The sequence below is a fragment of the Caulobacter sp. genome, from assembly GCF_039596335.1.
GTDB lineage: Bacteria > Pseudomonadota > Alphaproteobacteria > Caulobacterales > Caulobacteraceae > Caulobacter.
The window spans coordinates 236588-258673 of the sequence record NZ_JBCNJZ010000004.1; the positions used below are offsets into that span (position 1 = coordinate 236588).

The 22086-nt window shown below is 67.7% G+C and carries 16 protein-coding genes, 2 tRNA genes and 1 pseudogene; 9 read left to right on the forward strand and 10 right to left on the reverse strand.

Features of this window, described 5'->3' with window-relative positions:
- Positions 1-27: 27 nt before the first annotated feature.
- Positions 28-1695, reverse strand: coding sequence for an energy-dependent translational throttle protein EttA (ettA, locus tag ABDW31_RS10205; protein WP_184721230.1), 1668 nt, complete (start codon positions 1693-1695; stop codon positions 28-30).
- A 237-nt stretch (positions 1696-1932) separates the two neighbouring features.
- Here ettA and ABDW31_RS10210 point away from each other — a divergent pair, with 237 nt between their 5' ends.
- Together ABDW31_RS10210 and ABDW31_RS10215 are read left to right on the forward strand one after the other, a co-directional pair.
- The gene (locus ABDW31_RS10210; protein WP_343698623.1) at positions 1933-4236 is read left to right on the forward strand and encodes a TonB-dependent receptor; all 2304 of its coding nucleotides are present in this window, start codon (positions 1933-1935) and stop codon (positions 4234-4236) included.
- A gap of 224 nt (positions 4237-4460) precedes the next feature.
- Positions 4461-6425 carry an EAL domain-containing protein gene (locus ABDW31_RS10215; protein WP_343698624.1) on the forward strand — a complete coding sequence of 655 codons (1965 nt, stop codon included), beginning with the start codon at positions 4461-4463 and terminating at the stop codon, positions 6423-6425.
- A gap of 32 nt (positions 6426-6457) precedes the next feature.
- On the opposite strand, the gene ABDW31_RS10220 is transcribed toward ABDW31_RS10215, so the two are convergent.
- From ABDW31_RS10220 to ABDW31_RS10230, 3 genes are all read right to left on the reverse strand, one after another.
- A tRNA-Gln gene (locus ABDW31_RS10220) sits at positions 6458-6530 on the reverse strand.
- Between the two features lie 33 nt (positions 6531-6563).
- Positions 6564-6635 (reverse strand) — tRNA-Thr (locus tag ABDW31_RS10225).
- A 33-nt stretch (positions 6636-6668) separates the two neighbouring features.
- Positions 6669-7925 (reverse strand): hypothetical protein, encoded by a 1257-nt coding sequence (locus tag ABDW31_RS10230; RefSeq protein WP_343698625.1) that lies wholly within the window; start codon positions 7923-7925, stop codon positions 6669-6671.
- A 359-nt stretch (positions 7926-8284) separates the two neighbouring features.
- Here ABDW31_RS10230 and ABDW31_RS10235 point away from each other — a divergent pair, with 359 nt between their 5' ends.
- The 7 genes and pseudogenes from ABDW31_RS10235 to ABDW31_RS10265 form a co-directional block, all read left to right on the forward strand.
- The gene (locus ABDW31_RS10235) at positions 8285-8443 is read left to right on the forward strand and encodes a hypothetical protein (protein WP_184721238.1); all 159 of its coding nucleotides are present in this window, start codon (positions 8285-8287) and stop codon (positions 8441-8443) included.
- A gap of 52 nt (positions 8444-8495) precedes the next feature.
- Positions 8496-8768, forward strand: coding sequence for a type II toxin-antitoxin system RelE/ParE family toxin (locus ABDW31_RS10240; protein WP_343698626.1), 273 nt, complete (start codon positions 8496-8498; stop codon positions 8766-8768).
- Between the two features lie 53 nt (positions 8769-8821).
- Positions 8822-11035, forward strand: a complete 2214-nt coding sequence (locus tag ABDW31_RS10245; RefSeq protein ID WP_343698627.1) for a S9 family peptidase — start codon at positions 8822-8824, stop codon at positions 11033-11035.
- Positions 11036-11137: 102 nt separating this feature from the next.
- Positions 11138-13162, forward strand: coding sequence for a S9 family peptidase (locus ABDW31_RS10250; protein ID WP_343698628.1), 2025 nt, complete (start codon positions 11138-11140; stop codon positions 13160-13162).
- A gap of 51 nt (positions 13163-13213) precedes the next feature.
- Entirely contained in the window at positions 13214-14002 is a 789-nt protein-coding gene (locus tag ABDW31_RS10255; RefSeq protein ID WP_343698629.1) for a thioesterase family protein, read from the forward strand.
- A 62-nt stretch (positions 14003-14064) separates the two neighbouring features.
- Positions 14065-15558: an amidase gene (locus tag ABDW31_RS10260; RefSeq protein ID WP_343698630.1), complete on the forward strand. Its 1494-nt coding sequence runs from the start codon at positions 14065-14067 to the stop codon at positions 15556-15558.
- A 50-nt stretch (positions 15559-15608) separates the two neighbouring features.
- Positions 15609-15692: pseudogene (locus ABDW31_RS10265) on the forward strand (hypothetical protein); the annotation flags it as partial.
- Between the two features lie 14 nt (positions 15693-15706).
- On the opposite strand, the gene ABDW31_RS10270 reads toward ABDW31_RS10265, so the two are convergent.
- The 6 genes from ABDW31_RS10270 to ABDW31_RS10295 all read right to left on the reverse strand — a co-directional run bounded on the left by ABDW31_RS10270 (position 15707) and on the right by ABDW31_RS10295 (position 22044).
- The gene (locus tag ABDW31_RS10270; protein ID WP_343698631.1) at positions 15707-15883 is read right to left on the reverse strand and encodes a hypothetical protein; all 177 of its coding nucleotides are present in this window, start codon (positions 15881-15883) and stop codon (positions 15707-15709) included.
- On the reverse strand, positions 15877-16458 hold the full coding sequence (locus ABDW31_RS10275; RefSeq protein WP_343698632.1) for a hypothetical protein: 582 nt from the start codon (positions 16456-16458) through the stop codon (positions 15877-15879). Before ABDW31_RS10275 ends, ABDW31_RS10270 begins: the two co-directional genes overlap by 7 nt.
- Complete coding sequence (locus ABDW31_RS10280; RefSeq protein WP_343698633.1) at positions 16455-17912, reverse strand: hypothetical protein; 1458 nt, start codon at positions 17910-17912, stop codon at positions 16455-16457. The genes ABDW31_RS10275 and ABDW31_RS10280 overlap by 4 nt, the downstream gene beginning before the upstream one ends.
- On the reverse strand, positions 17912-19414 hold the full coding sequence (locus ABDW31_RS10285) for a tetratricopeptide repeat protein (protein WP_343698634.1): 1503 nt from the start codon (positions 19412-19414) through the stop codon (positions 17912-17914). The genes ABDW31_RS10280 and ABDW31_RS10285 overlap by 1 nt, the downstream gene beginning before the upstream one ends.
- Positions 19415-19689: 275 nt before the next feature.
- On the reverse strand, positions 19690-20913 hold the full coding sequence (locus tag ABDW31_RS10290; protein WP_343698635.1) for an acyl-CoA dehydrogenase family protein: 1224 nt from the start codon (positions 20911-20913) through the stop codon (positions 19690-19692).
- Between the two features lie 15 nt (positions 20914-20928).
- Positions 20929-22044 (reverse strand): acyl-CoA dehydrogenase family protein, encoded by a 1116-nt coding sequence (locus ABDW31_RS10295; protein WP_343698636.1) that lies wholly within the window; start codon positions 22042-22044, stop codon positions 20929-20931.
- Positions 22045-22086 lie beyond the last annotated feature (42 nt).

Below are 22086 nucleotides of genomic sequence, written 5' to 3' on the forward strand. Positions count from 1 at the left end.
TCTTTTTTCCAGCGTCCAGTCCCGCCCCTACCGCGCGAACTTCTGGAACTTGATGCGCTTGGGGATCAGGCTGTCGGCGCCAAGGCGGCGCTTCTTGTCTTCTTCGTACATCTCGAAGTTGCCTTCGAACCATTCGACGTGGCTGTCGCCTTCGAAGGCCAGGATGTGGGTCGCCAGGCGGTCAAGGAACCAGCGATCGTGGCTGATGACCACGGCGCAGCCGGCGAACTCTTCCAGCGCCTCTTCCAGGGCCTGCAGGGTTTCGATGTCCAGGTCGTTGGTCGGTTCGTCGAGCAGCAGCAGGTTGCCGCCGGTGGCCAGGGTCTTGGCCAGGTGGACGCGGTTGCGCTCACCACCCGAGAGGAGACCGACCTTCTTCTGCTGGTCGCCGCCCTTGAAGTTGAACGAGCCGACGTAAGCGCGGCTGTTGATCTCGCGCTTGCCGACGATCATCACGTCGGTGCCGCCGCTGATCTCCTGCCAGATGGTCTTTTCCGGGTCGAGCGCATCGCGCGACTGGTCAACGTAGGAGAGCTTGACAGTCTCGCCGACCTTGACCGTGCCGGCGTCGGGCTGCTCGCGGCCGGTGATCAGCTTGAACAGGGTCGACTTGCCGGCGCCGTTCGGGCCGATGACGCCGACGATGCCGTTCGGCGGCAGGCGGAACGACAGGTCCTTGAACAGCACCTTGTCGCCGTATTCCTTTTCCAGGCCGGTGACTTCCAGGACCACATTGCCCAGGCGCGGGCCGGGCGGGATCTGGATGTGGGCCTGGGTCTGGGCGGCGCGGGCGTTCTCCTGCGCGGCGACCATTTCATCGTAGCTGGCCAGACGGGCCTTCGACTTGGACTGACGGGCCTTGGGCGAGCTGCGGACCCATTCCAGTTCGCGGGTGAGCGCGCGCTGGCGGGCTTCCGATTCCGACTGCTCCTGGACGACGCGCTTCTGCTTCTGCTCCAGCCAGCCGGAATAGTTGCCCTCGTAGGGGATGCCCTTGCCGCGGTCGAGTTCCAAGGTCCACTTGGTGACCTGATCCAGGAAGTAGCGATCGTGGGTCACCAGGATGACGCAGCCGGGGAACTCTTCCAGGTGGTGCTGCAACCAGGCCACCGACTCGGCGTCCAGGTGGTTGGTCGGTTCGTCGAGCAGCAGCATGTCCGGCTTGCTGAGCAGCAGGCGGGCCAGGGCGATGCGGCGCTTCTCACCGCCCGACAGGTCGGCGATGCTGGCGTCGTTGGGCGGACAACGCAGGGCGTTGATGGCCATCTCGACCTTGGAATCGATGTCCCACAGGTCCTTGGCGTCGATGATCTCCTGGAGCTTGGTCATCTCCTCCATGAGTTCGTCGGTGTATTCCTCGCCCAGCTGGGCGGCGAGCGCGTTGTAGCGGTCGAAGGTCTGCTTGTCCTCGCAGTCGGCGATGACATTGCCCCAGACGTCCAGGGTCGGATCCAGCACCGGCTCCTGCGGGAGGTAGCCGCGCTTGATGCCGTCGGCGGCCTTGGCCTCGCCGGAGAATTCCTTGTCGAGGCCGGCCATGACCTTCAGCAGGGTCGACTTACCCGAGCCGTTGACGCCCACGACGCCGATCTTGGCGTCGGAATAGAACGACAGCCAGATGTTCTCGAAGACCTTCTTGCCGCCGGGATAGGCCTTGGTCAGGCCCTGCATCTGGAAAATATATTGCTGAGCCATAGGGCGCGCGTGCTCGCTGGAACGGAGTTTCGGGGATTGGCCGCTGAAATAGCGGTCCAGGCGGCTTCGCGCAATCGCGGCGGCCCGCGGGCCCGTCCGCGACCGCCCGCGTTCGCGTCATGGTTTAGTCGCCGAAGCGTCGGACAGTCGACATAAAACCTTCGCCCCACCGTCGTCGGCCACTGTTAGCCGAACCCTGTCCCGACGCCTCCCCGCGTCGGCGAGGGGAACTGCACAATGAAAAACCATCTCATGCTGAGCGCCGCGGCCGGCGCGATTCTGCTGGTCTCGGGCGGCGCGGCCTTCGCCGACACCCTTGACGCCGCGCCGGTCGCCACAGCGCCCGCCGAGGTCTCGGAAGTCGACGCCGTCATCGTCATCGGCCAGGGCCAGAGCCGCCAGGTCCAGACGCTGAAGAACGACGCCATCGGCCTGGAAGCCTCCGGGACTAGCCCGCTGAAGGCGATCGACAAGCTGCCGGGCGTCACCTTCCAGTCGGCCGACGCGTTCGGCGCCTACGAGTGGTCGGCCCGCATCTCGATCCGCGGCTTCAACCAGAACCAGCTGGGCTTCACCCTGGACGGCGTGCCGCTGGGCGACATGACCTACGGCAACCACAACGGCCTGCACATCAGCCGCGCCATCGCCTCGGAAAACATCGGCCGCGTCGAGCTGGCCCAAGGCGCCGGCGCCCTGGGCACGGCCTCGACCTCGAACCTGGGCGGCACGCTGCAGTTCTTCTCGCGCGATCCCTCGCAGGCGATGGGCGGCCAGCTGGACGCCACGGCCGGCTCCAAGGCCATGCACCGGGTGTTCGGCCGCTTCGAGACCGGCGCGATCGAACAGCTGGGCGGCCTGCGCGGCTACGTCTCGGTCGCCGACCAGAAGTCCGACAAGTGGAAGGGCGACGGCGAGCAGAAGCAGCGCCAGTACGACGCCAAGCTGGTCATGCCGCTGGGCGACCGCGGCGAGCTGGCCGGCTTCTACCACCGCTCGGAACGCCGCGAGCAGGACTACCAGGACCTGTCGTTCGACATGATCAAGCGCCTGGGCCGCAACTGGGACAACACCCTGCCCAACTGGAATCTGGCCGTGGCCGCGGCCCGCGCCTACCAGACCGGCGGCGCCCTGCCCGCGCCGTTCACCACGGTGGACGACGCCTATTTCGCCGGCGCCGGCGTGCGTGACGACGACCTCTACGGCGCCAAGCTGGACCTGGACGTCACCGACAACGTCACGCTGAACGCCACGGCCTACCAGCACAAGAACAAGGGCCAGGGCCTGTGGTACACGCCGTACCTGGCCAGCCCGGGCTTCGGCACGGCCGGCTCGACCGCCGCCCCGCTGTCGATCCGCACCACCGAGTACGACATCGACCGCGGCGGCCTGACCGCTGACCTGGCCATCGAACTGGGCGCGCACCGCATCAGCGGCGGCTTCTGGCACGAGATCAACCACTTCAACCAGGCCCGCCGCTTCTACGCCGAGACGGCCGCCGCACCGTCGCGCAACCCGCTGGACTTCCAGGAAAACCCGTTCGCCACCCAGTGGCAGTACGCGTTCGACACCAAAACCCTGACCGGCCACCTCGAGGACGAATGGACGATCACCGACGCCTTCAAGGTCAATTTCGGCTTCAAGGCGATCAAGGTGACCAACAAGGTCAAGACCGTGGTCGGCAACCCGCTGGCGGGCGAGATCGAGAGCAAGGACACGTTCCTGCCCCAGGTCGGCCTCGTCTATAAGCTGACGCCCGACTTCGAGGTGTTCGGCGGCTACACCGAGAACATGGGCGCCTATGTCTCGGCCGCCACCTCGGGTCCGTTCAGCTCGCTGAACCAGGACAACGTCAACTACGTCTCGCAAAACCTGGAGCCGGAGGCCTCGAAGACCTTCGAACTGGGCGGCCGCTATCGCACCCAGCGCTTCCAGGGCGTGGCGGCGGTCTATCACGTGACCTTCGACAACCGCATCCTGGCGGTCCAGCAGGGCTCGTCGATCCAGGGCAACGCGCCGGTGCTGTCGAACGTCGGCTCGGTCGAGACCAAGGGTATCGAACTGGCGGGCACCTTCCGCCTGACCGACAGCTGGAGCCTCTACGGCGCCTACACCTACAACGACTCCAAGTACCAGGACGACGTCGTCTCGGCGAACGGCACGGTCCAGGCCCGCACCAAGGGCAAGACCGTGGTCAACACGCCCAAGAACATCTTCAAGGGCGAGATCGCGTTCGACCAAGCCGGCTTCTTCGCCAAGCTGGGCGTCGCCTATACCGACGAGCGCTACTACACCTACGAGAACATCGGCGGCCTGGCCCCTTCGACCACGATCGCCGACCTGACGCTGGGCTATCGCTTCGACGAGGACACCTGGGGCAAGGGCCTGGAGATCCAGGCCAACATCACCAACCTGACCAACAAGGACTACATCTCGACCATCGGTTCGGGCGGCTTCGTTAACAGCGACCCGAACGGCACGGCCATGACCGTGCTGCCGGCCCCGCCGCGCCAGTACTACATCTCGGTCAAGAAGGCGTTCTAGCCCCTTCGGAGGGGGCGCTCGCCGCGGCGGGCGTCCCTGACCGATCCAATGACCGATGCAGCTAAAGGTAGGTGATCGGGACCGCTTTTACTTCGCGAAACTTGAACACCTCCGATGGAAGAATGTTGTCGCAGGTCATGCGACAAGCGGCCGCAGGCTGAATGTGAAAGAGCATTAAGCCTGCCCAAGCAAAATAAGGGCCTGATCGCGCAAAGGCCCGCCCCTTGTCCAAGTCGCCGCCCCCCACCGCCGAGCTGCTCCGCGCCCAGGTCCAGGCCTTCTCGCGCCAGGTGCCGCTGATGTACGCGCTGGTGCTGGTCAATACGACCGCCCTGGCCTGGACCCACTGGAACATCGCGCCGCGCAGCCTGACCCTGGCCTTCCCCGGCCTGCTGGCGCTGATCAGCGTGGTGCGGCTGGTGATCTGGTGGCGCGCCCGCAACAAGGTGGTGGACGACGCCCACGCCCGCATGATGCTGCGCCAGACCCTGGTGTTCGCCGGCCTGATGGGCTGTGCGTTCAGCGCCTGGACCTTCAGCCTCTTCCCGTATGGCGATGCGTTCTCCCAGGCGCATGTGATGTTCTACATGGCCGTCACCTCGATCGGGTCGGTCTGCTGCCTGATGCACATGCGCGCGGCCGCGACCTTGCTGACCACGTTCATCGTCGGCCCGGTCGCCGTGTTCCTGATCTCGCGCCAAAACCCGGTGATGAGCGCCATCGGCCTGAACCTGGTGCTGGTCTCGGTGACCATGCTGGTTATCCTGCGGATCGCCTATCGTGACTTCGCCAACCTCGTGGAATCCCGCCGCGACCTGGAACAGCGCCAGGCCGAAATCCAGCAACTGAGCAACGGCTACCAGCGCCTGGCCAACACGGACGGCCTGACCGGGCTGGCCAATCGCCGCCAGTTCTTCGAACGCATCGAGGCGGCGATCCAGTCGGCCAGCGAGACAGGCGCCTTCGCCGTCGGCGTCATCGACCTGGACGGCTTCAAGCCGGTCAACGACGCCTATGGTCATTCTGTCGGCGACAAGGTCCTGATCGAGGCCAGCGCCCGGCTAACGCGGGACCATGGCGCGCCGCTGTTCGTCGCGCGCCTGGGCGGCGATGAGTTCGGCCTGATCGTCGATGCGGACCTCGATCACGACGCGCTGCGGCGGCTGGGCGTGTCGCTGTGCGACGCCTTGGGCGAGCCCTACTGCCTGCCCGGCGTCACGGCCCAGGTCTCGGGCTCGGTCGGCTTCGCCGTCTACCCCCAGGCCGGCGTCTCGCCGGAACTGCTCTACGAGCGCGCCGACTACGCCCTCTATCACGCCAAGCAGAACCAGCGCGGCGCGCCGGTCGTTTTCTCATGCGAACACGAGACCGCGATTCGCGAGACCGGCGTGATCGAACAGGCCCTGCGCCACGCCGATCTCGACAAGGAATTCGAGCTGGTCTTCCAGCCGCTGGTCGATGTCCGCCGCCACAGGACCGCCGGCTTCGAGGCCCTGGCCCGCTGGAAGAGCCCCAGCCTGGGTCCGGTCTCGCCGGCCGTCTTCGTCACCGTCGCCGAGCGTTCGGGCCTGATCGCCCCGCTGTCCCTGGCCCTGCTGGCCAAGGCCCTCCAGGCGGCGGCGACCTGGCCCGACGATGTGCGGCTGTCGTTCAATCTCTCGGCCCGCGACGTGGTCTCCCCGCAGCAGATCGAGCGCATCGTCGACATCATCCAGGCCAGCGGTCTAAATCCCAAGCGACTGGACCTGGAGGTCACCGAGACCGCCGTGATGCACGACCTGGCCCAGGCCGAGCGCGCCCTGTCCACGCTGAGAGCCCTGGGCGCGCACATCGCCCTCGACGACTTCGGGGTCGGCTATTCCAGCCTCAGCCACGTCGACCAGTTGCCGATCGACAAGCTGAAGATCGACGGCAGCTTCATGCGCGGCCTGACCGACGCCGGCAAACGCCGCGCGATCGTCAAGACGATCCTGGACATGTGCCGCAACCTGGAACTGGACTGCGTGGTGGAAGGCGTCGAGACCGGCGCCGAGCTGGCCCTGCTGCTGCCCCTCGGCTGCGAGGTCGTGCAAGGCTACCTGTTCGCGCGCCCGATGAACGCCCAGGCGGTCGACGACTATCTGCTCGCCGAGCGGACGGCCACCGCCACAGGAACCGCGTTCGCGGACACGATGCGCGCGGCGGGGTAGCGTAAGGCGGGCTCTATTCAGGCTTGAGAGTGCTGCCCGAACTGGGCTCGAACCAGCGTCCAGTCGGTACCAGAGCCGACCGCTCTTCCACTGAGCTACCGGGCAGCGCCGGGAGCTTAGGATCGAACGGAAGGGTGTCAACTCGGACCGGGCTCGAACCGGCGTCCAGTCGGAGACGAGCCGACCGCTCTACCCCTGAGCTACCGAGTGACGCGCCAGGATCGGCGCGAAGACCGGTCTTGGTCAATCCAGTTCGGCAATCGGCTTGTAGGCCTTGCCGCTGAACGCGCCGACGCGGCGAAGATACGACGCCAGATAGGGATTGCTGACCGCGACGCCGTGCACCAGTTCCGGTGTCGGACGGAAGGCGGCGACCGCCGTGCGCGGCCGCGCCGCCGCCCAGCCGCTCTTGACCGGATCGATCCCGGCGCGCGCGCAGGCTTGTTCGATGTCCGCCCGCGTGCACGAGGCCTCGCCTTTCAGAACCAGCCACGGTGCGGGCAAGGACCGCCAGACGATGGTGTCGGGGTGGATGTCCTGACCGATCGATCGATGCCAGGCCGCGACATCCGCCGCCATTAGCCGCATCACCTTGCCGGGCATCACGGTGTCGAGCAAGCCGTCGGCGCCCATCGCCTCCACCAGCGCGATCCAATGATCCCGGGCCCGGTTCCAGGCCCCCGCCAGCACGTTCCAGGTCGTGGAATCGTTGCCGCGCTTGACGATCATGGTCTCCGTGTCGATCGCCGTTCGCGCCCGCACCGTGTCCAGCCGATCGGCCAGCACCTGCAGGATGTCGAACCAGATCCCCAGAAGCCGGCCTCGCTCCGCCTCGGACAGTCGCGCCAGGACATCCGCGCGGGGAAAGACGTGGGCGATCGCCCACCACCGGGTATCGGGATTCTCCTCGCAGATTTTCAGCAGGTCGGCGCTGAGCGCGTCGAATGGCCTCTGCTGACCGTCGACGGTAAATTCGCTGCGCAGCTTCATGCGGGCGGCGTAGTAGGCGACGAAACTGGCCGTGGCCGGATCTCCGCCTAGGTCCTCCAGGCTCAGGCGCGACGCCAAGGCCGCCTTGCCGATCAGCACCAGGTCCAGCTTGGCCTGCTCGTCGCGCAGCTTGGCGGCTTTGCGCTCCAGCCGGCCCGCGAGGCGAAACAGCTTGGCGTAGCGACGCCGCGAAAGGCCAAGGTCGCCACGTTCTGCGCGGTCCAGGCGATCAGCCTTGAAATTCGATTGCCCCCGCGCCTTGCCGATCAGCGCGTCGAACGCGTCGATGAAGTCGTCCAGCGCGTCGGGGTCGTCGGCCTGGGGCAGATCGCCCTCCAGGAACAGCTGGGCCAGCTCGCGCGCCTTCGCGACCTGCTTCTCCGCCGTAGGCGGCTCATGGAAGGTCGTCGGCATCGAGGAGAGGCCAAAGAAACGCTGGATTGAACCTCCGATGACCTCGGAGAGATGCGCCAACGCCGCGCCCGGCGTGGGCAAGGCCCGGCGGACCAACTTGGCGACGGTCTCCGGCGTCTCCCGCCGCCGAAGCGTGGCGTGCAGTTCAGCGATTAGGTGAGCGTCGGTCATCTGTCGCAGCGTACGATAGCGACGTCGCTGCTGACAAACGCGCAAAAGAAAAGCCCGGCCAAACGACCGGGCTAGAAGTTTTTAGGGAGGAAACGCCCAGGAAGGGCAGAAGCGCGTCGCGCTTCACGGATTGGTGTTAGCGCTATCAGGTAACCGGTGGCAAGACATTTGTTACAGACGCGTCGCCCTGCCGCACCTTAAGGATCTCGGAGGCATCCCGGTGGATCAGGAGCGGCATCCGCCGTCCGATAGCGTTTCGCCGAGCCGTGCGGTAGGATAGGGCCATGGGCAAGCCGCAGCCAATCTTTGACGAAGATGAAGCCGCCGACATCGCGGCCGACGCCGAGGCCATCGCGGAGATGGAAGTCGGACAGGGCATACCGCACGAAAACATGAAGGCGTGGCTGCTGACCTGGGGCCAAGACGCCGACCAAGCCGAGTAGCGATTGAACCGATCCCGCCTCACCCGGGCCAAGTTAAGCGCGGCGACCACGAATGAGCTCGTACCTTATCGCCTGGTCACCCCGCTCTCGCCGCGACCTTGAAGCCATTCATGCCTACATCGCTCAGCACGCCCCCATGGCGGCTGGGCGCCTGGCCGCCGCCCTGATTGACACGGTCGAAAGCCTCGCCACACACCCTGATCGCGGCCGGGCCGTCAACGGCGCGGTGCGGGAACTCGTGGTGATACGGCCCTACCTCATTCGCTACCGCGTGGCCTCATCACGGGTCGAGATTCTGCGGATCAAGCGCAGCGCTCGCCTCTAGACGTCCAACTTCGCTGCTGACAACGGCGACGCTCGCGAATAGCGTCGCGCGCCATGATCAAGCCCTCGCTTACCGCCCTCGCGGCCGTCCTCGCCCTCACCACCCCTGCCCTCGCGGAAAAACTGACCCCGGAGCGGGTTTTCGCGGATCCGGGCCTCTCGGGCCCCGCGGCCAAGGGCGTGGCCCTGTCGCCCGACGGCAAGCGCGTCACCTATCTGAAGGCCAAGCCCGAGGCCGCCAACGTCCAGGACCTGTGGGCGGCCGACGTCGCCGGCGGCGAGCCCTATCGCCTGATCGACTCGGCGGCCCTGTCGTCGGGCGCCAAGGAACTGTCGGAAGCCGAGAAGGCCCGCCGCGAACGCGCCCGCGTCCAGGCCCGCGGCATCGTCGAATATAGCTGGGACAAGCAGGGTCGCTTCATCCTGGTGCCGCTGGACGGCGACCTCTATCTGGACAATGTCGCCGACGGGAAGGTCACGCGCCTGACCGAGACCCAGGGCGACGAGGTCGACGCCAAGGTCTCGCCCAAGGGCGCCTATGTCTCGTACGTCCGCGACCAGAACCTCTACATCAAGGCCGTGGCCGGCGGCGCCGAGACGGCCCTAACCACCGAGGGCAAGGACGCGGTGTCGTTCGGCGTAGCCGAGTTCATCGCCCAGGAAGAGCTGGACCGCTTCACCGGCTACTGGTGGAGCCCGACCGAGAAGGCCATCGCCTATACCCGCGTCGACGAGAGCGGCGTCGACATCGTGCCCCGCGCCGACATCGGCCCCTCGGGCGCGACCATCGTCGAGCAGCGCTATCCGCGCGCCGGCCGCCCCAACGCCGTGGTCGAGGTGCTGGTCCGCGACCTGGCCTCGGGCAAGGTCGTGCAGCTGGACCTGGGCGCCAACAAGGACATCTATGTCGCCCGCGTCGACTGGTCGGCCGACGGCAAGACCGTCTACGTCCAGCGCCTGACCCGCGACCAGAAGACCCTGGACCTGATCGCCTTCGATCCCGCCACCGGCAAGGGCAAGACCATCCTGACCGAGACCGACGCCCACTGGGTCGAGGCCTGGGACGACTTTACTCCGCTCGCCGACGGCACCTTCCTGTGGACATCCGAGAAGGACGGCAACAAGCACCTCTATCGCCACGCCGCCGACGGCAAGCAGATTGCCCAGCTGACCAAGGGCGACTGGCCGGTCTATGCGCTGGAAGGCGTCGACCAGAAGCGTCAGGTGGCGATCTTCGTCGCCTCGGTCGACACCCCGATCGAGCGTCGCGTCTATGAGGTGAGCTATTCCAAGCCCGGCAAGCTGAAGGCCCTCACCCCAGGCGGCGGCTGGTGGATGGCCAAGGTCGCCAGCAACGGCGCCTTCGCCGGCGCCTACAGCGATCCCAAGACCCCGCCGCAGACCGCGCTCTACACGCCGGAAGGCAAGCGCGTGCGCTGGATCGAGGAGAACAAGCTGGCCGAGGGTCATCCCTATTGGCCCTACGCCTCCACCCTGCCGACGCCCGAGTTCGGCACGCTGAAGGCCGTCGACGGCGAGACCCTGCACTACGAGATCCTCAAGCCGCCAGGCTTCGACGCGGCCAAGAAGTATCCGGCCATCGTCTCGGTCTATGGCGGCCCGCACGCCCAGCGCGTCGCCAAGAACTGGCATAGCCCCAATGAGCGCGCCTATCTCGAGGCCGGCTATGTGATCTTCAAGCTGGACAACCGCGGCAGCGGCGCCCGCTCGGCCAAGTTCCAGCGCAGCCTGGACCGCAAGCTGGGCACGGTGGAGGTCGACGACCAGCTGCAGGGCGCCAAGTTCGTCCAGACCCTGCCTTATGTCGACGCCGACAAGCTGGGCGTGATGGGCTGGTCGTACGGCGGCTTCATGGCCCTGATGCTGATCACGGCCGAGAACACCCCGTTCAAGGCCGCCGCCGCCGGCGCCCCGCCGACGGAGTGGAGCCTCTACGACACCGCCTATACCGAGCGCTACATGGGCACGCCGGAAGAGAACAAGGCCGGCTACGCCTATTCGGACTTCAACACCCGCCTGGACCGCCTCAAGCCCGGCGCCCTGCTGCTGCTGCACGGCATGGCCGACGACAACGTCATCCTGGAGAACAGCACCCGGGTGATGGCCGAGTTGCAGAAGAAGGCGATCCCGTTCGAGATGGCCCTCTATCCCGGCGAGCGCCACAGCGCCCCCAGCAGCAAGGCCAAAGGCCTCAGCGTGATGAAGACCCACCTGGACTTCTTCGACCGCAAGCTGAAGGGCCAGTAAGCCTCTGCCGCCCATCCCCGCGAAAGCGGGGGTGGGTGGTGACAAGGCCTTGCGCATCCCCGTTCGCTCACCGAAGGTTGAGCCTCCACAGGGGAACCCTTCATGCGCACCATCCTGCTCGCCGCCGTCGCGGCGCTCGCGATCCTGCCTGCGACCGCTCACGCCCAGACCGCGGCGACGACCGCGCCGCTGATCGAGCGCGCCAAGCTGTTCGGCAATCCAAGCCGGGCCCGCGGCCTGGTCAGCCCCGACGGCAAGCACCTGGCCTGGATCGCGCCGCGCGACGGGGTCATGAACCTGTGGGTCGCCCCGCGCGGCGACCTTTCCAAGGCCAAGGCGCTGACCGACGAGAAGACCCGGCCGATCCGCAGCTATTTCTGGTCGCCGGACTCCGCTTCGCTGCTGTTCGTCAACGACAAGGGCGGCGACGAGAACTTCCTGCTCTACAGCGCCGACATCGCCACCGGCGCGCAACGCACCCTGACCCCGTTCGAGAAGACCCGCGTCCAGATCCTGGGCGTCAGCCGCGACGTGCGGGACCGCATCCTGGTGGGCGTCAACAACCGCGATCCGCGCTGGCATGACGTCTACAGCCTGGACCTCAAGTCCGGCGACCTGAAGCTGCTGTTCAAGAACGAGAAGTACGCCGGCTTCGTCTCGGACGAGAACCTGGTCCCGCGCTTCGCCGCCCAGGCGCGCCCCGACGGCGGCCAGGACTATTTCCGCATCGTCGACGGCAAGGTCGAGGACAAGCCGGTCGTGAGCTTCGGCCTGGACGACTCGCTGACCACCGCGGCCCTGGGCTTCACCCGCGACGGCAAGACCCTCTACTGGATCGACTCGCGCGGCCGCGACACCGCCGCCCTGGTCGCCCAGGACGTGGCGACGGGTGAGAGCAAGATCATCGCCCAGGATCCCAAGGCCGACATCGGCCAGATCCTGGCCGACCCGAAGACCGGCAAGGTCCAGGCCTATGCCGCCAACTATCTGCGCGACACCTGGACCGTGATCGACCCGGCCGTGAAGGGCGACCTGGACTTCTTGGGTCAGCAGTTGAAGGGCGACGTCTACGTCACTTCGCGCACCGACGCCGACGACCTGTGGACCGTCACCGTCGATCCGGTGGTCTCGTCGGCCGCCACCTATCTCTACGATCGCAAGGCCAAGAAACTCGACAAGCTGTTCGTCGCCCGCCCCGAGCTAGACGGCGCGCCGCTGCAGCCGATGACCCCGGTCGAGATCAAGGCCCGCGACGGCCTGACCCTGGTCTCCTACCTGACCCTGCCGCCGGGCGCCGACGCCAACAAGGACGGCAAGGCCGACAAGCCCGTGCCGATGGTGCTGCTGGTCCACGGCGGCCCCTGGGCGCGCGACGCCTATGGCTACAACGGCTATCACCAGTGGCTGGCCAACCGCGGCTATGCGGTGCTGTCGGTCAACTACCGGGCCTCGACCGGCTTCGGGAAGGGCTTCACCAACGCCGGCAATCTGGAATGGGCCGGCAAGATGCATGACGACCTGATCGACGCGGTCGGCTGGGCCGTGAAGGCCGGCGTCACCACCCAGAAACAGACGGCGATCATGGGCGGCTCGTACGGCGGCTACGCTACCCTGGTGGGCCTGACCTACACCCCCGACGCCTTCGCCTGCGGGGTGGACATCGTCGGTCCGTCGAACCTGGAGACCCTGCTCAAGACCATCCCGCCCTATTGGGAGGCCGGCAAGCAGCAGTTCTACAAGCGCATGGGTGATCCCACGACGCCGGAGGGCCTGGCCCTGCTGAAGGATCGCTCGCCGGTCTATCGCGCCAGCGCCATCACCAAGCCGCTGCTGATCGGCCAGGGCGCCAACGATCCGCGCGTCAACCAGGCCGAGTCCGACCAGATCGTGGCCGCCATGGAAGCCAAGAAGATCCCGGTCACCTACGTGCTGTTCCCCGACGAGGGTCACGGCTTCGCCCGCCCGGCCAACAACATCGCCTTCAATGCGGTGACCGAACAGTTCCTGAAGGGCTGCCTGGGCGGCCGCTCGGAGCCGATCGGCGGCGCGCTGAAACCCTCGACGGCGCAGATCAAGGCCGGCGCGGAGTTCACGCCGGGGCTGCCGGAGGCGCTGGCGGCGAAATAAGGGCTCCGCGGGGCGTTGACTTCCGTAGCGAAAGAAAACGAACTTGGCGGCATGACCGCCTATTCCGACCTTGTCGCTCAGATCACGCCCCGCGAAGATGGCTTCACCGCCCACGTCACCGACGACTGGAAACAGGGTCGGACCACCTATGGCGGCCTCAGCGCGGCGCTGTGCGTCGAGGCCGCCCAGCGGGCCTTCCCCGAAGCCCCGCCCCTGCGCTCGGCCCAGTTCGCGTTCGTGGGCCCTGCGGCCGGCGAGCTGGCCATCCAGGTCAAGGTGCTGCGCCAGGGCAAGTCGACCCTGTTCGTGGCCGTCGACCTGCTGGGCGAGACCGAGGTCGCGACCCACGGCGTCCTGACCTTCGGCGCGGCGCGGGCGTCGGCCGTGTCCTACAGCGATGCCCCCTGCCCGGCTGTCGCCCGGCCGGAAGACTGCGAGCCGTTCTTCCCCTCGGACCCGAACCGCGCGCCGCACTTCTCGCAGCAGTTCGAGGTCAAGCTGGCCGGCGGCACGCGACCGCTGACCGGCGAGGCGCCCGAGTACCTGCTGTGGATCCGGCACCGCGATGCGGCCGCGACCTCGCTGTCGGCCCTGATCGCCCTGGCCGACACCCCGCCGCCGCCCGCCATGGCGCTGTTCCCCAAGTTCGGCCCGATCTCGACCATGACCTGGTCGCTGGACGTCGTGGGCCTGCCGGCTGAAGACGACGACGGCTGGCGCCTGCTGCGCTCGCGGGCGGAGACGATCGACGACGGCTATTCGACCCAGGAAATGCACCTGTGGGACGCCAAGGGCCGCCCGCTGATCCTGGCGCGGCAGAACGTGGCGGTGTTCGTCTAACCGCTTGGCGGAGCCGTGTTTTTAGGCCCATCCTCCCGTTCAATCTTCGGGGGATCCTCGCCATGACCAAGTTCGCCTGCCTGGCCGGCGCGGCCGCCATCGCCCTGCTGGCCGGCAGCGCCGGCGCCCAGACGGCAGAACAGGCGACCAAGGACGCCCTCGCCGCCATCCAGGACAAGAACCCCGTCCTGCACGCGGTGATCGCCACCAACCCCAACGCCCTGGCCGACGCCCGCGCCCTCGACGCCGAACGCAAGGCGGGCAAGGTCCGTTCCGCCCTGCACGGCGTGCCGATCCTCTTGAAGGACAATATCGAGAGCGCCGATCCGCTGCCCACCACCGCCGGCTCGCTGGCGCTGAAGGACAACCTCACCGGCCGCGACGCCCCCATCGCCAAGCGCCTGCGCGAGGCGGGTCTGGTCATGCTGGGCAAGGCCAACCTGTCGGAATGGGCCAATATCCGCTCCAGCAAGTCGATCAGCGGCTGGAGCGCCATCGGCGGCACGGTGCGTAACCCCTACGTCCTGGATCGCAGCGCCTGCGGCTCGTCCAGCGGTTCGGGCGCGGCGGTGGCGGCCGGGCTGGCGCCGCTGGCGATCGGCACCGAGACCGACGGCTCGATCACCTGCCCGGCGGCGATCAACGGCTTGGTCGGCCTCAAGCCCACGGTCGGCCTGGTGTCGCGCACTCACATCGTGCCGATCAGCCACAGCCAGGACACCGCCGGCCCGATGACGACCACGGTCGAGGACGCGGCCAAGGTGCTGACCGTCATCGCCGGCAGCGACCCCGCCGACCCGGCCACGAAAGACGCCGACGCCCGCAAGACCGACTACGCCGCCGGCCTCGCCAAGGACGCCCTGAAGGGGGTCAAGCTGGCGGTGGCGCGGTTCTACACCGGCTATTCCCCCAAGACCGACGCGGTGTTCGAGGCGGCGCTGAAGGACCTGCAGGCCCAGGGCGCGATCCTGGTCGAGGTGAAGACCTTCGACGAGGGCCCGATCGGCAGGGCCGAGGGCGTGGTGCTCTATACTGAGCTGAAGGCGGACCTGGCCGCCTATCTGGGCTCGACCGATCCCAGGAAGGTCCCGTCCCGCACGCTGGCCGACCTGATCGCGTTCAACAAGGCGACGCCGAAGGAGCTGGAGTGGTTCGGCCAGGAGACCTTCGAGAAGGCCGAACTGACCAAGGGCCTGGCCGATCCCGACTATCTGAAGGCCCTGGCCGACGCCAAGCGCATGGCCGGTCCCGAGGGGATCGATCGGATCCTGAAGGAGACCGGCGCGGCGGCCATGATTGCCCCGACCACCGGCCCGGCCTGGACCATCGACCCGCTGAACGGCGACAACTACGGCGGCTCGTCGACCACCCTGCCCGCCGTGGCCGGCTATCCGCACCTGACCGTGCCGATGGGCGACGTCACGGGCCTGCCGGTGGGTCTGTCGTTCATCGGTCCGGCCTGGAGCGAGAAGCTGCTGCTGAACCTGGGCTACGCCTACGAGCAGGCCACGCGGCATCGCAAGGCGCCGGGGTTCCTGAAGACGGTGGCGCCTTAGCGCTGGATACCAATCACTAATCGTCATCCCGCGCTTTATGCGCGGGACCCATGGTTCAGCTGATCCGTGAGAGCGTGAGCCCGCACTTCACTTGCGGCGGACAAATGGGTCCCGCGCATAAAGCGCGGGATGACGGGTAAGGTTTGGCTCAGGGAATCTGCGGGCGCACCGCGTCGATCGGCGGTGGCGGTGGCGTCACGTTGGCCGGGTGCGGGCCGGTCGGCGGCGGCGGACCGGACGGCGGGTAGTACGGCGGATAGTAGGATTGCGCGCAGGCCGTGAGCGCGAGCGCCAGCAAGCCCAGCGCGAGCGCCGCCCTCAGCATCGGCGATCACCGGGACTGGGCGGACCGAACAGGCCGCTGCCCGAGCGAAAGCACTGGTTGTCGTAGCGCGGATCCCAGCTCTCGACCCGGCCATCGGCGCGGGTGAACTGGTAGCGCTCGCCACGGTCGTCGCGACCGGTCAGGGCGACATGGCCCGGACGGTCGGAGCTGACGCCGTACGATTCGCGGGTCAGGCCATCGACCGAGCAGGACGACACCAGGCCCGGGCGGGACAGGTCGCCCGACAGGCCCGCGACCGATCCGGTCTGGACATTGTAGGCCGCTACATCCGTGCCGCCGTCACGCCCGCCGCCGACGAACACCTGGGTGCCGGTCGAGCTGTCATAGGTCATGACGTCGGGCGTCTTGCCGGTGATCGGCGAGCCGCAAACGTCGCGGCGCTTGGACGGATAGGGCGCGGCCTGCGGCGGCGCGCCATAGCCCGGCGCGTAGCTCTGGGGCTGCTGCCCATACTGCGGCTGAGCGTACTGCGGCTGGCCGTACTGCTGGGCCAGGGCCTGGGTCGCCATCAGGGTCGAGACGGCGGCGAGGACGGCGACGCGGAACTTGCTCATCGGGGCGCTCCTGCAGGCGGAGGACCACCGGCCAGGCCGGTGGCGGCGGCGTCATCACGCGGATCGGGGGACAGCTCGGACGGGATCGAACCCGCGGCCAGCGGCGCGGGGCCGACGGTGCTGGCGGGCCAGTAGCTGTCGTAGCTGAGGCGGGCATGGTCGCGCGGCGTGCGGTACAGCTCCGGCGCCTCGAACCACGGACGGCAGGTCAACTCGCCGTCGAAGAAGCCGCTGACCAGGGCCTTGCAGCCTTCGGGGCGGGCATAGATGCGGTTGTCGACGGCGCGTATCTGGCCGCCGCGATCGGCATAGAGCCCCGACCGCATGACGCCGACGATCTTGTTGTTGCTGGCATAGGCAATGCCCGAGGCGACATAGATGCCGACGTCGACGGCCTCCAGCTCGCCCTGGCTCATGCGCAGGTTGGCGCCCTCGACCGTCACGGCCCAGTCGCTGTCGCGGACCACCGGACGCAGCAGGGTCGTCTCGTCGCCGCCGCCGATATAGACGCCGCGCGAGAAGCCATCGACATACAGGCCGTCGATCGTCACCAGCTGCTGGCGGTTCATGCCGCTGATCACGAAGCCAGCCGAGTTGCGGGTGCGCGACGAGCCGGTCCAGTCGCCCAGTCGGGTGATGCGGATGTCGCGCAGGCGGCTGTCGCCCGAGGTCTCGAACACCCCGCCGATCGCGGTAGCGGCGATCTGGACGTTCGAGGCCATGATCGTGCCGGTCGCCTTGACCACCGCGGTGCGGGTCCGGCCGATGAAGACGGCGTTTTCCAGCTCGATACGGCTGTCGCCGACGTCGAAGGCCGAGCCGTCGCCGTCATAGCGGATGGAGACGTCCTTCAGGGCGATCTCGGTGGCGCGGCCGACGATGCACGAGGCCGAGCCGGCGCGGCGGGCCTCGATGCCCAGACCTTCCAGCACCACGTACTGCACGCCCGGCGCGATCTTGATGCAGGGCTGGTCGGCCGGGGCCACCAGGATCGGGCGGTTCAGCTGCGGGGCGTAGTTGCGCACCACGATGGTCACCGACTGGGTGATGTTCAGCGACTCGACGCAGGCCCCGCCATGGGTCGAGGTCAGGGTCAGGGTGTCGCCGTCATAGAGCCGCGCCAGGGCGTCCGAGACCTGGCCCGGATAGGCGTAGTCGCAGTTGATCTCGCGCTGGCCGTAGCCGCCGCCGTAGCCGGGACCATAGCCGCCGCCGCGATAGGCCACGCACTTGCCGTGCGAGCGGTAGTAGCCGCGCGCGCAGGGCTTGGGCTTGCTGTAGCGGACCTTGCAGCCGTCGCGCAGGTTGGGCTGCAGCAGGAGGCCAAAGCACGGGCGGATCTGCTGGTCGATCCGCGCATCAGGTGAGGCAAAGGCGGTCTCGGGCGCCACGGTGGTCGCCGCGCCCAGGATCAGGACGGCCCAAAGCGCCATCAGGCGGCCAAGGCGGCGCATCAGTAGTCCCTTTCGCTGTAAGGACGGCCGCGATCGGCCATCTGCCGGGGCGGACGCGAGACCTGGGCCAGCAGTTGCTGCAGGCGGTGCGCCGACGGCTTGAAGCCCGAGAGCGCGCTGTCGATCTGGTAGACCACCGCCTTGGCGCGGTCCTGGTCGGCCACGCCCTGGACGCCCAGGGAGAAGAAGGTCGACATGGCGTACTTGGCCTCGGCCGAGCCCTGGCGTTCGGCTTCCTCGTACCAGTGATAGGCGCGGGCGTAGTCGCGCGGCACGCCCACGCCTTCGGAGTACATCACCGCCAGCACCAGTTGGGCCTTGGACGAGCCGTTGACCGCCGCATACTGGATGGCTCGCACCTTCTCGATCGGCGACAGGCGGCCGGTGGTCGGGCGGCCCAGCATGGCCTGCACCGACTGGGCGTCGTTCAGGCTGAGCAGCTTCTCGTCCAGCACCGGGCTGGGGATGACGCGCAGATAGGCCAGGGCCTCGCCGACATGGACGAAGGGCAGTTCGTTGATCCGCGACAGCGCGCCCTCGCGGGCCTCGCCCGACAGGTCCGACTCGTCGGAGTGCGGCACGCCCGAGTCGGGCGATTCCGGCGGATAGAACTCGTAGGTCGGGATCCAGCGCTTGGCCTTGGTCTCGACGAACGAGCCGTAGGACGCCCGTTGCGGCGAGGACCGCTCGAAGTCCTTGAGCATGACATAGGCCGACACGTCGCCCGTCTGCACCGCCAAGTAGTTGTAGAGATAGGCGTCGACGTCGTTGCGACGGAACAGGTCCAGGGCTGCCGGCGCGCCGGGGCGGCTGGGCTTGCCGTAGGCCTCGATGGCCTGGAGGTTGTCGGACGGCTCGCCATAGGGGCCGAAATAGCCATCATGGATGCGCGCCAGGGTGCGGAAGCCGTCCGCGCCTTGCGAAGACAGCACGTAGATCACGCGGTTGCGGACCTTCTCGCGCTCTTCCGTCGACATGCGCGACAGCAGGCGGTCGAGCGCGCCATAGGCGCTGCGGCGCTCGAAGGCGCGGCAGTCGTCGAAGCGGGAGACGGCGCGGGGCTCCTTGCCGCGACGCTCATAGGCCGCGATCGGAGCGTAGCCGCCGGAATTGGCCAGGGCCATGCCGTACCAGACGGCGGCCTCGACCGGATCTTCCAGGTTCTTGTCCGACGCGCGCTGGCCCTCGTAGCGGCGGGCCAGTTCCAGCTGGGCGAAGAAATCGCCGCGGAAGCCGCCCTGGCGCAGGGCCCGGATCTCTTGCTGCTGCTGGTTGAACTGGCCCGAAACGCCCTGCGCGGCCTGGGGCCGCGGGCAGGCGCTGGCCCGCTTGTGGAACCAGAAGCTGGGACCCGTGTCGCAGCCGACCAGCGGAATCACCACGGCGGCCACCAGAGCCCCGACCGGCGCACGGCGCAGCAGCGCGGCGTGATCACCGATCACGCGGCCAGCCGCTTCGCGGAGACGTAACAGGCGCGCAATCGCGTCGCCGGCCTCGCGCATGACTCCCCCTTCAGCCGCTGCCGTTAACCATAAACCAATGATCTCTCATGCGCCCGGCTCTCTGATACTGTCAAGGTCAGCTCAGCCCATCCGGGTATGAAGTCTTTGTCACGACTGTCACGGTTCGCGTGACGGGCGAATTTCCCGAATTTTTCGTCGCTTAGGCAGGATCGGGAAAGCGGCCAAGCTCTTGGCCAAGAGTCGAAAAGCCGGCAGCTAAGCTGGTTAGCTGCCGGCTCAATCCCCCAAATTCAAGGGGTGAAGATTCGACGAGATCAGCGACCCGTCGGCATGTCCTTGAAGGCCACGTCCTTGTCGACGCGCACGTCGCCGGGCAGGCCCAGCACGCGTTCGGCGATGATGTTCTTGAGGATCTCGTCGGTGCCGCCGGCGATGCGCAGACCCGGCGCCCACATCAGGCTCTGCTGGAACGCCGCCTCGGCTGGGGCCGTGTCGGGATCGACGAGGATACCGTACTGGTCCTCCATCTCCACAGCGGTGTTGGCCAGCTCCTGCATCTGGTTGGCGGCGATGATCTTGCCGATCGAGCTTTCCGGCCCCGGCGTCTGGCCGCGCGACAGGGCGGTCATGGTCCTGAAGCGGGTGAACTTCAGCCCTTCGGACTGCACGTACCAGTCGGCCAGCTTCTCGCGGAAGGCGTCGTTCTTCAGGGCCGGGCCAGTGACGCCGGTCAGCTCCTGGGCCAGTTTCAGGATCTCGCGATAGTTGGGACCGCTGGAACCGCCAACCGCCAGGCGCTCGTTCATCAGGGTGACCAGGGCCACCTTCCAGCCGTCGCCGACCTCGCCCAGCCGCTGGCTGTCCTTGACCCGCAGGTCGGTGAAATAGACCTCGTTGAACTCGCGGCCGCCCGACATCTGGTGGATCGGCCGGCACTCGACGGCGGCGTCGCGCATGTCGATCCAGAACATGGTCAGGCCCTTGTGCTTGGGCACATCCGGGTCCGTCCGCGTGAGCAGGATGCCGTAGTCGCAATAGTGGGCGCCGGTGGTCCAGACCTTCTGGCCGTTGATCACCCACTCGTCGCCGTCCTTGACCGCCCGCGTGCGCAGGGCCGCCACGTCCGAGCCGCCGGCCGGTTCGGAGAACAGCTGGCACCAGATCTCCTCGCCTTTCACGGCGGGCGAGACGAAACGTTGTTTGGTGTCGCTGTCGGCAAAGGCCATGACCGTGGGCACGCACATGCCCAGACCGATGGTGAAGTAGCCGTAGCCCAGGCCGGCCTTGCCCTCTTCCTGGCCGAAGATCACCGACTGGATCGGCGTGCCGCCGCCCCCGCCGATGGCCGCGGGCCAGGTGATGCAGGCATAGCCGCCGGCGGCCTTGGTGGCCTGCCAGTCCTTGGCGGCGGCCATGTGCTCGGGCGTGTTGGGCTTCAGTTCACCGAACTTGGCGCGGTGGGCGGCGGCGTTGTCGGCCAGCCAGGCGCGAGCCTTCTCGCGGTAGGCGGCTTCTTCGGGGGAGTCGTTGAAATCCATGGTCCTGCTTCTCCCTTACGCCGCGTTCTTCTGTTCGAGCTGGCTGACCAGCCGTTCCTTCCAGACCTTGGGCGCGCCGGCGACCAGGCTGAGCTGCCGCGAGCGGCGGTAGAACAGGTGGCAGTCGACGTCCCAGGTGAAGCCCATGCCGCCATGCACCTGGATGTTCTCCTTGCTGGCGAACCAGAAGGCGTCCGAGGCCGCGATCCGCGCCGCCGAGGCCGCGATCGGCAGCTCGGGCGCGTCGTCGTTCAGCGCCCAGGCGCCGTAATAGGCGTTGGAGCGGGCGACCTCGTTCTTGACGTACATGTCGGCCAGCTTGTGCTTGATGGCCTGATAGCCAGCGATCACGCGGCCAAAGGCGTAGCGGCCCATGGCGTATTCCTTGGCCATCTCCAGGCAGCGATCGGCGCCGCCCAGCTGTTCGAAGGCCAGCAGCACGGCGGCCCGGTCCAGGATCGCCTGGACGATGTCGAAGCCCGCCCCGGCCTCGCCCACCCGCTCGGCGGCCGCGCCATCGAAGACGATCCGGGCCACGCCGCGCGTGGGATCCAGGCTCTTGAGCGTCTCGCGGGTCACGCCTGCGCCCTTCAGGTCGACGAGGTAGAGGCCCGGACGACCGCCCTCCCCGGCCAGCACCAGGGCCACGTCGGCCACGTCGCCGTCGGTGACCGGGATCTTGGTACCGGACAGCTTGCCGCCCTCGACCTTGCTGGTCAGGGTCGCCGGACCGACGACGCCGGGACCTTCCGAGGTCGCCAGGCAGCCGATCAGCTCACCGGCGGCGATGCGCGGCAGGATCGCGGCCTTCTGGGCGTCGCTGCCATGGGCCAGGATCGCCTCGGCCAGCACATAGACGGTGGAGGCGAACGGGATCGGCGCGACGGCGCGGCCCAGCTCCTCGGCGATGGCGCACAGCTCGACGCGCCCCAAACCTAAGCCATTGTACTCCTCGGGGATGCAGGCCCCCAGCCAGCCCTGCTCGGCCACGCCCTTCCACAGCGCCTCGTCGAACGAGCGCCCGGCGTCATCCAGCACGCCCCGCACGACGCCCACGTCGCAATGGGCGGCGAGGAACTTGCGCGCCTCGTCCTTCAGGAACTTCTGGTCGTCGGAATAGTCGAAATCCACTGCAACCTCCCTGGACGCAACTCTGTCGGCTGGTCTCGGGAC